The sequence below is a fragment of the Kitasatospora sp. NPDC056783 genome (assembly GCF_042789895.1).
Lineage (GTDB): Bacteria > Actinomycetota > Actinomycetes > Streptomycetales > Streptomycetaceae > Kitasatospora.
On the sequence record NZ_JBHUAF010000111.1, the window covers coordinates 1 to 10,178 of the forward strand.

General features: G+C 71.4%; 6 protein-coding genes. 2 read left to right on the forward strand and 4 right to left on the reverse strand.

The features are described 5' to 3' along the window. Positions 1 to 50 precede the first annotated feature (50 nt). The 3 genes from ACFRMQ_RS18055 to metH all read right to left on the reverse strand — a co-directional run bounded on the left by ACFRMQ_RS18055 (position 51) and on the right by metH (position 6,234). Positions 51 to 1,655 (reverse strand): ABC transporter substrate-binding protein, encoded by a 1,605-nt coding sequence (locus ACFRMQ_RS18055; RefSeq protein WP_380731448.1) that lies wholly within the window; start codon positions 1,653 to 1,655, stop codon positions 51 to 53. Between the two features lie 221 nt (positions 1,656 to 1,876). Continuing rightward, a complete protein-coding gene (locus ACFRMQ_RS18060; RefSeq protein WP_380731449.1) occupies positions 1,877 to 2,581 on the reverse strand; it encodes an HAD family hydrolase in 705 nt (234 codons plus the stop codon). A 140-nt stretch (positions 2,582 to 2,721) separates the two neighbouring features. Further along, positions 2,722 to 6,234 carry a methionine synthase gene (gene metH / locus ACFRMQ_RS18065; protein ID WP_380731450.1) on the reverse strand — a complete coding sequence of 1,171 codons (3,513 nt, stop codon included), beginning with the start codon at positions 6,232 to 6,234 and terminating at the stop codon, positions 2,722 to 2,724. A 143-nt stretch (positions 6,235 to 6,377) separates the two neighbouring features. Between metH and ACFRMQ_RS18070 the strand changes: the two genes are divergently transcribed. Both ACFRMQ_RS18070 and ACFRMQ_RS18075 read left to right on the forward strand, forming a co-directional pair. Next, on the forward strand, positions 6,378 to 7,472 hold the full coding sequence (locus ACFRMQ_RS18070) for a hypothetical protein (protein ID WP_380731451.1): 1,095 nt from the start codon (positions 6,378 to 6,380) through the stop codon (positions 7,470 to 7,472). 299 nt (positions 7,473 to 7,771) lie between these two features. Next, a complete protein-coding gene (locus ACFRMQ_RS18075; protein WP_380731452.1) occupies positions 7,772 to 8,725 on the forward strand; it encodes a PAC2 family protein in 954 nt (317 codons plus the stop codon). Between the two features lie 63 nt (positions 8,726 to 8,788). Here ACFRMQ_RS18075 and mshC read toward each other — a convergent pair whose 3' ends face one another. Beyond that, positions 8,789 to 10,018, reverse strand: coding sequence for a cysteine--1-D-myo-inosityl 2-amino-2-deoxy-alpha-D-glucopyranoside ligase (mshC, locus tag ACFRMQ_RS18080; RefSeq protein WP_380731453.1), 1,230 nt, complete (start codon positions 10,016 to 10,018; stop codon positions 8,789 to 8,791). Positions 10,019 to 10,178 lie beyond the last annotated feature (160 nt).

Below are 10,178 nucleotides of genomic sequence, written 5' to 3' on the forward strand. Positions count from 1 at the left end.
CCCCCGTACCGGACGGTAGGAGCGGGCGGGCCGCCGTACTGCTGCCGGGACTACTTGTTGGTCCGGCTGATCTCCCAGAAGCGGAAGTAGCCGGTGGTGTCGACGGTGGACTCGACGCCGGTGACGTACGAGCGGGCCGCGTAGAAGGACTTGTTCTGGTACAGCGGGATCAGCGGCACGTTCTCGGCCTCGATCTGCTGGATCTGCGCGTAGGTGGCGGCCGCGGCGCTGCGGTCGGTCTGCTTGAGGCCGTCCGGCACCAGCCGCCCGCTGATCCGCGGGTCGTCCCAACCGTGGTGGTAGGCACCGCCGTTGACGAGCAGCGGGGCGAGGTAGTTGTCCGGGTCCGGGTAGTCGGCGAACCAACCGATGATGTACGCCTGGTACTTGCCCTCGTTCCAGCCCTTGCGGTACGAGTCCCAGTCGGACTCCTGGACGAGGTTCACCTGGAAGACGCCGCCGTTCTCCAGCTGCTTCTTCAGCGTCTCGGCCTCGTTGCTGCCGGCCCGCGAACGGGACCAGGTGAGGGTGAACTTGACCGGCGTCTGGATCTTGGCGTCGGCCAGGATCTTCTTCGCCTTGTTCACGTCCTGGTCGCCGTAGCGGTCGAAGAAGGCCGTGGTGTGGCCGGGCAGACCCGCCGGGACCATGGAGTAGAGCGCCTGGACGGTGCGGGCGAAGACGTCGCGGGCCAGCGCCTTGCGGTCCATCATCTGGGCCACGGCCTGCCGGACGGCGACGTTGCTCATCAGCGGGTCCTTGGTGTTGAGGACCAGCGAACGGGTGTCGTTGCTGTCGCCCTCGGTCACCTGGAGGTCGGTCTTGCCGCCCTGCTGGTCGGAGCGGACCTGGGCGGCGGTGTTCGGCTCCAGGCTGTTGTCGGTGAGGTCGACCTCGCCCTTGTCCAGCGCGGACTTCAGGTCCTCGGCCTTGTCGAAGTACCGCACCGTGAACTTGTTGTTCCGCAGCTTGGCCTCGCCGCTGTACTTGTCGTTCGGCGCCATGACGACCTTGCCCAGCTGCTTGCCGCCGTTGAACTGCTCCAGCGCGTCGAAGCGGTACGGGCCGGAGCCGATCAGCTTGTCGTTCGGGAGGACCTTGTCGGCGGGGTAGTACGCGTGGTCGACGATGGCGCCGACCGGGCTCGCCAGCTTGGCCGGCAGGGTGGCGTCGGGCGTGGAGAGGTGGAAGAGCACCTCGTTGTCGCCCTTGGCCTCGACCGACTTGATCGAGTCCAGCAGCTCGGCCGGGCCGGTGGGGTCATTGATCTTCTTGGTGCGCTCGATCGAGAAGACCACGTCCTGGGCCGTCAGCGGGTGTCCGTTGGAGAACTTCAGACCCGGCTTCAGGGTGCAGTGGTACTCGGTGGCCTCACCGTTGGTGAACTCGCAGGACTGCGCGGCGTCCGGGGACGGCGCGCTGGCGGCGGCCTGGAAGGTGAGCAGCGACTGGAAGGTGTTGCGCAGCAGCATCCAGGAGCCGGCGTCGTAGGCGGCCGCCGGGTCCAGGACACCGGTCAGCTGACTGGTGCCCATGGTGATCGACTTGCCGCCGTCCCCCTTGACCACGTCGGTCATGGATCCGCAACCGGCCACCGACACGGTGACCAGGCCGGCGCAACCGAGTACTGCCAGGCGTTCAACTGAAGTCTTCACGAGGCGCGTCCTTCTGGGTGGCACGAACCCGAGTAGCGTGCCACATCGAACACGTACGACCGGTACTCGTTCAGGTGACGTTTGGGACACGGTGGTTCAGGGCATCACGGCGCGTTCGACGAGTTGTCAGCCATTGCCCGTTTTCTCCCCCGGAGACTCTCTCCGGGAGCCCCGGCAGGCCACTTACCGGCAAGTAGGTCGGGGCCTCGGTGAGATGACAATCACACTCGCGAAGCGACCAGGGAGCGCAACAGGTCGAGGTCGACCCGTTCCAGCGAGGGCAGCACCAGCCGCCCCGGAGCCGGCTCGACCGGCGCCACCGAGGGCACCGCGATCACCGGGCAGCCGGCCGCCTCACCCGCCCGGACCCCGGTCGGGGTGTCCTCGATCACCACGCAGCGGGACGGCTCCGCGCCCAGTCGGCGGGCCGCCTCCAGGTACGGGTCCGGGAACGGCTTGGTGCGCGGCACCTCGTCCCCGCCGATGGTGAAGGCGAAGTGGTGGGCGCCCAGCGAGCGCAGCACGATGTCGATCACGTGCCGGTGCGAGGCGGACACCAGGGCGGCCGGGACGCCGTGCGCGGCGAGGGTGTTGAGCAGCCGCTCGGCGCCCGGCATCAGCGGCACGCCGCCGGCCAGCAGGTCGACGAAGCGCTGGTTGACCAGCACGCCGAGGTCGGCCGGCGCGATGTCCGCCCCGGTGCGGGCGACCAGGTAGTCCATCACCCTGGTCATCGGGCCGCCGACCACGTGGGCGCGGTCCGCCTCGTCCAGCTCGTGGCCCAGCTCGGCGAAGAGCGAGGCCTCGGCCTGCCACCAGAAGTCCTCGGTGTCCACCAGCGTCCCGTCCATGTCCAGCAGCACCGCCTGGAGCCCGCGGCCGTCCCCGTGGTCGAGGACGCGCGTGGCGGTGGGACTGGTCGTCATGGTGGGGGTCCTTCCGGCAGGCCCGGGACGTGCCCGGGGAAGGCGCGGGCCGGCCCGCTGGTGAGCGGACCGGCCCGTTCAGGATCATCAAGGATACGCCCGCTTCGTCCGGAAGGAGCGAACGCTGCGCGAACCCCGGATTACCGGGCGTTGAAGTACTTCGCCTCCGGGTGGTGGATCACGATGGCGTCGGTGGACTGCTCCGGGTGGAGCTGGAACTCCTCGGAGAGCACCACGCCGATCCGCTCCGGCCGCAGCAGCTCGGCGATCTTGGCCCGGTCCTCCAGCTCCGGGCAGGCCCCGTAGCCGAGCGAGAAGCGGGCGCCGCGGTACTTGAGCGCGAACATGTCCTTCACGTCCTGCGGGTCCTCACCGGAGAAACCCAGCTCGTAACGGACCCGCGCGTGCCAGAACTCCGCCAACGCCTCCGCCAACTGCACCGACAGGCCGTGCAGCTCCAGATAGTCCCGGTACGAGTTGCCCGCGAACAACTCGTTCGCCGCCTCCGAGATCCGGTTGCCCATCGTCACCACCTGAAGACCCACCACATCCCGCACCCCCGACTCCTCCGGACGGAAGAAATCCGCCAGGCACAGCCGGCGCCCGCGCCGCTGGCGCGGGAAGGTGAAGCGGGTGCGCTCGGTGCCGTCCTCGTGGAAGACGATCAGGTCGTCGCCCTTGGAGTTCGCCGGGTAGTAGCCGTAGACCACGGCGGCCTCCAGCCACCCCTCGGTCTGCAGGCGGTCGAGCCAGGCCCGCAGCCGCGGCCGGCCCTCGGTCTCCACCAGCTCCTCGTACGAGGGGCCGTCGCCGGCGCGGGCGGCCTTCAGGCCCCACTGCCCCTTGAACAGCGCGTCCTCGTCCAGCCAGGAGGCGTAGTCCGCGAACGGGATGCCCTTGACGATCCGGTCCCCCCAGAACGGCGGGGTCGGCACGGCGTTGTCGACGGCGACGTCGGAGCGGATCTGGCCGAGGTTCACCTCCGGCTCCGGCTCCTCCACCTCCACCCGGGCGTGCCGACGCTGCTTCAGCTCCGGCAGCGTCGCACCCGGCACACCGCGCTTGACCGCGATCAGCGCGTCCATCAGCCGCAGCCCCTCGAAGGCGTCGCGGGCGTAGCGGACCTCGCCCTCGTAGATCTCGTGGAGGTCCTGCTCGACGTACGCCCGGGTGAGGGCGGCGCCGCCGAGGATCACCGGGAAGGACGCGGCCAGCTTGCGCTGGTTCAGCTCCTCCAGGTTCTCCTTCATGATCACGGTGGACTTGACCAGCAGCCCGGACATCCCGATGACGTCCGCGTTGTGCTCCTGGGCGGCGTCCAGGATCGCCGAGACGGGCTGCTTGATGCCCAGGTTGACGACGTTGTAGCCGTTGTTGGACAGGATGATGTCCACCAGGTTCTTGCCGATGTCGTGGACGTCGCCCTTGACGGTGGCCAGCACGATGGTGCCCTTGCCCTCGCTGTCGGACTTCTCCATGAACGGCTCCAGGTGCGCCACCGCGGTCTTCATCACCTCGGCGGACTGGAGTACGAACGGCAGCTGCATCTGGCCGGAGCCGAAGAGCTCGCCGACGACCTTCATGCCGGACAGCAGGGTGTCGTTGATGATCTCCAGCGCCGGGCGCAGGGTCAGCGCCTCGTCCAGGTCGGCCTCCAGGCCGCCCCGCTCGCCGTCGACGATCCGGCGCCGCAGCCGCTCCTCCAGCGGGAGCGCGGCCAGTTCCTCGGCCTTGGAGGCCTTGACCGAGGCCGAGGAGACGCCCTCGAACAGCTCCAGCAGGCGCTGCAGCGGGTCGTAGCCGTCACGGCGGCGGTCGTGGACCAGGTCGAGGGCGGCCTCGAGCTGCTCCTCGGGGATGCGGGAGATCGGCAGGATCTTGGAGGCGTGCACGATCGCCGAGTCCAGGCCGGCCTCCACGCACTCGTGCAGGAAGACGGAGTTGAGGACCACCCGGGCGGCCGGGTTGAGGCCGAAGGAGATGTTGGACAGGCCCAGGGTGGTCTGCACCGCGGGGCGGCGGCGCTTGAGCTCGCGGATCGCCTCGATGGTCTCGATGCCGTCCCGGCGGGACTCCTCCTGGCCGGTGGCCAGGGTGAAGGTGAGGCAGTCGACCAGGATCGAGCCCTCGTCGATGCCGTAGTCGGTGGTGAGCTCGTCGATCAGCCGCTCGGCGATCTCGACCTTCTTCCCGGCGGTGCGGGCCTGGCCCTCCTCGTCGATGGTCAGCGCGATCAGGCCGGCGCCGTGCTCCCGGGCCAGCGAGGCGATCCTGCCGAAGCGCGAGTCCGGGGCGTTGCCGTCCTCGTAGTTCACCGAGTTGAGCACCGCGCGCCCGCCGAGCGCCTCCAGGCCGGCCCGCAGCACGGGCGGCTCGGTGGAGTCCAGCACGATCGGCAGGGTGGAGGCGGTGGCCAGCCGGCCGGCGATCTCCCTCATGTCCGCGACGCCGTCGCGGCCGACGTAGTCCACGCACAGGTCCAGCAGGTGGGAGCCGTCGCGGATCTGGTCGCGGGCGATCTCCACGCAGGCCTGCCAGTCGCCGGCCAGCATCGACTCGCGGAACTTCTTCGAGCCGTTGGCGTTGGTGCGCTCGCCGATCGCCAGGTACGAGGTGTCCTGCCGGAACGGCACCGCCTGGTACAGCGAGGCCGCCGAGGGCTCGGGCCGCGGGTCACGCGGGGCGATGGGGCGGCCCTGGACCCGCTCGACCACCTGGCGCAGGTGCTCGGGCGTGGTGCCGCAGCAGCCGCCGACCAGCGACAGCCCGTACTCCCGGGTGAACACGTCGTGGGCGTCGGCCAGTTCGGCCGGGGAGAGCGGGTAGTGGGCGCCGTCCTTGCCGAGCACCGGCAGGCCCGCGTTCGGCATGCACGACAGGCCGATCCTCGCGTTCTTCGCCAGGTAGCGCAGGTGCTCGCTCATCTCGGCCGGGCCCGTCGCGCAGTTGAGGCCGATGTAGTCGACGCCGAGCGGCTCCAGCGCGGTGAGCGCGGCGCCGATCTCGGAGCCGAGCAGCATGGTGCCGGTGGTCTCCACCGTCACCTGCACCAGCACCGGCAGGTCCAGCCCGGCCTCGGCCAGGGCCCGCTTGGAGCCCAGGACGGCGGCCTTGGTCTGGAGCAGGTCCTGGCTGGTCTCGACCAGCAACGCGTCCACACCGCCCGCGATCAGGCCGGCCGCGTTCCGCTGGAAGCCGTCGCGCAGCACCTCGTACGGGGCGTGGCCCAGCGTCGGCAGCTTGGTGCCGGGGCCGATCGAGCCGAGCACCCAGCGGGTGCGGCCGTCGGCCGCGCTATGGGCGTCCGCCACCTCACGGGCGATCCGGGCGCCGGCCTCGGAGAGCTCGAAGATCCGCTCGGCGATCTCGTACTCGCCGAGCGCGCTGAAGTTCGCGCCGAAGGTGTTCGTCTCCACACAGTCCACGCCGACGCCGAAGTAGGCCTCGTGGACGGACCGGACGATGTCCGGGCGGGTGACGTTGAGAACCTCGTTGCAGCCTTCGAGGTTCTGGAAGTCCTCCAGCGTCGGGTCCTGCGCCTGGAGCATGGTGCCCATGGCACCGTCGGCGACCACCACCCGGGTGGCGAGCGCTTCGCGCAGCGCGTTCGCGCGGCTCTGCTGAGTGACGGACGGGTCGGCTGCGATGGCCATGGGGCGTCTCCCTGGTGCGACGGCTGTCGGCTTTGCGAACCCGCTTGCTCGGGTACGCACCTCGCCAGGGTATCCGGCCCGCGGGTGGGCTCGCCGTTCCATTCCGTATCCTGAGCGCTCGACCGCAAGGGGGGAGCAAGCGCGTGGCCGGATTCCGGACCTTCGCGCGCCGTGCCGGTCGGGCCTCGACGGCCCCGGCCAGAGCGCTGCGCGCCCGCTGGCGGGCATGGTCGTGGTGGCGCCGGGCCCTGCTGGCCCTGGCCCTCGCGGTGGCCGTTCCGGCCACCGCGCTGGGCTCCGTCTTCGTCATGTTCCGCCTGCACTACACGGGCGCTCCCGACGCCGAGGCCCGCACCCGGGGCCGGGACGCGCTCTGGCTCGGCCACGCCTGGGTGGACGGCCGCAGGACCGAGGCCGACGTGGCCGCGCTCGCGCGGCAGCTGGCCGGCACCGGCATCCGGGACCTCTACGTGCACACCGGCCCGCTGGAACACGACGGTTCGCTGCCGCCCGCCGTCCACCCCCGGGCCCGCTGGTTCACCGACACCGTGCACCGGGAGCTGCCGGGCGTGCGCCTCCAGGCCTGGCTGGGCGACGAGGTCAAACCGGAGAAGGACGCCCTGGACCTGGAGGACGGCCCCACCCGGGACCGGGTCACCGCCTCGGCCGGCCAGGTGCTGGACCTCGGCTTCGACGGCGTGCACTTCGACATGGAGCCGATCCGCCCCGGTTCGGCGGGCTGGCTGGCCCTGCTCGACCAGGTCCGCCCGGTCACCGCGGCGCGCGGCGCCAAGCTGTCGGTGGCGGCCCCGCAGATCGACCCGGTCCCGGGCCTGCACACGGCCGGCATCCTGCTCACCGACCACGGCAAGTGGTGGGACCGGGCGTACTTCACCGAGACCGCCCGGCGGGTCGACCAGATCGCGGTGATGAGCTACGACACGTCGATGCCCACCGAGCCGCTGTACGGCGGCTACGTCGCCCGGCAGACCGAGCTCGCGCTGCGGTCCACCCCGGCCGGCGTGGACCTGTTGATGGGCCTGCCCTTCTTCCAGGAGGACAAGTGGGGCCACTGGGGCGACGCGGAGACCGTCCGCGCCGCCGTCCGGGGCGTCCGGCTGGGCCTGGACCGGGAGGACGGGCGGCGGGAGAACTTCGGCGTCGCGCTGTACGTGGACTTCGCCGCGCGGCCCGAGCACTGGGCGGCGTACCGCGACGGCTGGGTGGACGCCGGATAGCGGACCCCGGCCGTCACGCCACGCCCCCGTCCGCTCACCCTTCGCCGCCGCCGCGACCTGACGGCTCGTCAGCCGAGGGTCCCGTGATATCCGGTGGATCGCGGCGCCCCGCTCCCCCAGACTGTCCCGGTGCCCGGCCGCCGTGCGCATCAAAGCCCGTAGGCTGGGCAGGTAGGGACCATGGAGCGAGGCGTTCCATGGGAGACGAGAGGTTCGACAGTCGGCAGCCGGCCGGTCGGCGCCCGGGCAGGCCGCCCCGGGCGGCGCGGGCCCGACCGCCGACCGGAGGGAGACGCTGGGTGATCGAGCTGGAAGATGTTCCCGAGTTGATCGACCCGGTGATGGTCTGCGCCTTCGAAGGCTGGAACGACGCCGGCGACGCCGCCTCCGCGGCTCTGGCACATCTGGACGAGACCTGGAGCGGCAAGGTGTTCGCCGCCCTGGACGCGGAGGACTACTACGACTTCCAGGTCAACCGGCCCACGGTCTGGCTGGACGGCGGCATCCGCCGGATCACCTGGCCGACCACCCGGCTCTCGGTGATCCGCGTCACGGAACCGACGACCAGGGACCTCGTGCTGGTCCGCGGCATCGAACCGAGCATGCGCTGGCGCTCGTTCTGCAACGAGCTGCTGGGCATCGCGCACGAGCTGGGCGTCGAGCTGGTGGTGATCCTGGGCGCCCTGCTCGGGGACACCCCGCACAGCCGCCCGGTACCGGTCAGCGGCGTCACCTCCGATCCTGAGCTGGCCCGCCGGCTGGACCTGGAGGAGAGCCGTTACGAGGGCCCCACCGGCATCGTCGGGGTGCTCCAGGAGGCCTGCACCCACGCCGGGGTCCCGGCCGTGACGCTCTGGGCGGCGGTGCCGCACTACGTCTCGCAGCCGCCGAACCCCAAGGCCACGCTGGCCCTGGTCAACAAGCTGGAGGACCTGCTCGACCTGCGCATCCCGCCGGGCGAGCTGGCCGAGGACGCCCGGGCCTGGCAGCTCGGGGTGGACCAGCTGGCCGCCGAGGACAGCGAGGTGGCCGAGTACGTCCAGCAGCTGGAGGAGGCCCAGGACACCGCGGAGCTGCCGGAGGCCTCCGGGGACGCCATCGCCCGCGAGTTCGAGCGCTACCTGCGCCGCCGGGAGAACGTCGGGCCGACCGGCGAGAAGCCGGTGGCCGGGCACGCGACGGCGGAGCGGCCGGCCGATCCGGAGGCGCCGGGCGGCAGCCGGGAGAGCCCGGACGGCTCCGAGGAGGAGTGAGGCGGTACGCCGAGGGGCGGCCGGGACATCCGTCCCGACCGCCCCTCACGCGTGTCGCGAGCGCTACAGCGCGACGCCGAGCAGGGCGTCCACGGTGCGGGTCACCAGGCCGGGCGCGCCGATGTCGGTGCCGCCCTCGGACTCCTGCCGGGCCGCCCAGCGGTCCACCGCGGCCAGCGCGGCGGGCGCGTCCAGGTCGTTCGCGAGGGCCGCGCGCACCTCGGTGAGCAGCTCCTCGGCCGCCGGGCCGTCCGGGCGGGAGACCGCGGCGCGCCAGCGGGCGAGGCGCTCGACGGCCTCGTCCAGGGTGCCCTTGGTCCACTCCCAGTCGGCGCGGTAGTGGTGCGAGAGCAGCGCCAGGCGGATCGCGGCCGGGTCGACGCCCTCGCGGCGCAGCGCCGAGACGAAGACCAGGTTGCCACGGGACTTGGACATCTTGTGGCCGTCCAGGCCGACCATCCCGGCGTGCACGTACGCCCTGGCGTACGGGTGGGCGCCGGTGGCGACCTGGGCGTGCGCGGCGCCCATCTCGTGGTGCGGGAAGGAGAGGTCGCTGCCACCGCCCTGGATGTCGAAGGACATCCCGAGGTACTGGAGCGCGATGGCGACGCACTCGATGTGCCAGCCGGGGCGGCCGTGGCCGAGCTCGGTGTCCCAGGCGGGCTCGCCCGGGCGGGCGGCCATCCAGAGCAGGGCGTCCAGCGGGTTGCGCTTGCCGGGGCGGTCCGGGTCGCCGCCGCGCTCGGCGAAGACCGGGCGCATGGCCTCGCGGGTGAGGCCGGAGACCTCGCCGAAGCGCGGGTCGGCGTCGACCGAGAAGTAGATGTCGCCGTCCACGTCGTAGGCCGCGCCGGAGGCCAGCAGCTTCTGGACGATCGGGACGATCCACGGGATCGACTCGACGGCGCCGATGTAGTGCGCCGGGGGGAGCATGCGCAGCGCGGTCATGTCCTCGCGGAACAGGGCCGTCTCGCGCTCGGCGAGGGCGGTCCAGTCCTGACCGGTCTCGATCGCGCGGGCGAGCAGCGGGTCGTCGACGTCGGTGACGTTCTGGATGTACAGGACGTCGTGGCCGGCGTCCTTCCAGACGCGCTGCACCAGGTCGAACGCGTTGTAGGTGGCGGCGTGGCCCATGTGGGTCGCGTCGTAGGGGGTGATGCCGCAAACGTAGATCCGGGCGGTGCCGTCGAGCGGCACGACCTCGCGGACCGTGCCCGCTGCGGTGTCGTGGATGTGGAGGGGGAGCCCCTGACCAGGCAGGGCGGGAACCTCGGAGGCGGGCCAGGCATGCATGGAAACAACTTTAACCGTGCGAACATTTGAAAGCCTAACCAGTACGAAAGATCGACTGGATTCGCTTCTTGCCATTGCCTGGCTGATTCACGACTGGTAGTGCGCGGCTTTCGCCCCGGTTCCGAACGCGGATGAGCGCCCGGTCGGCCCTGCCACCGAC